Origin of the sequence: Solihabitans fulvus, from assembly GCF_008386585.1 — a bacterium.
GTDB classification, from domain to species: Bacteria; Actinomycetota; Actinomycetes; order Mycobacteriales; family Pseudonocardiaceae; genus Solihabitans; species Solihabitans fulvus.
Genome location: NZ_VUOB01000373.1, coordinates 1 through 428, shown reverse-complemented (window position 1 = coordinate 428; position 428 = coordinate 1). Strand labels below are relative to the sequence as shown.

General features: G+C 46.7%; 1 protein-coding gene. It reads left to right on the top strand.

Annotated elements, in window-relative coordinates; translation table 11 throughout:
- Nucleotides 1-190: SUI1 family translation initiation factor (locus F0L68_RS46090; RefSeq protein WP_223199670.1), on the top strand; the 190-nt coding region annotated here is incomplete at its 5' end.
- Nucleotides 191-428: the final 238 nt, after the last annotated feature.

Here is a 428-nt window from a genome sequence, read left to right as displayed (position 1 = left end):
CTCGGAATATGACCTGAAGAAGATCGTGCGGGCATGCAAGAAGGAGTTCGCGTGCAACGGTACGGTCGTGGAGCACCCGGAGTACGGCGAGGTGCTGCAGCTTCAGGGCGACCAGCGAGAGAATATTTGCCAGTGGCTCACCAAATCCGGCTTAGTGAAGCCTGAACAACTCAAGGTGCACGGTTTCTAAGCCGCCCTGCTAAAACATAACATGTCCAGACTCAACATTGTATTATGAGTGATTGCGCGTTGTAATTATAAATCCTATTAAAAATATGTATTTAGAGAGCACCGACGTCTACAGAGAAAAGAGAACACGGTTGTCCGCGCCCTGTGCCTTGCGACTTCCTCTGTTGTATAAAATATTGTAAATCTTATATATTATCGCCGCCGTCTCGTCTCATAAGTTGCAAAATAATCAATCGAAC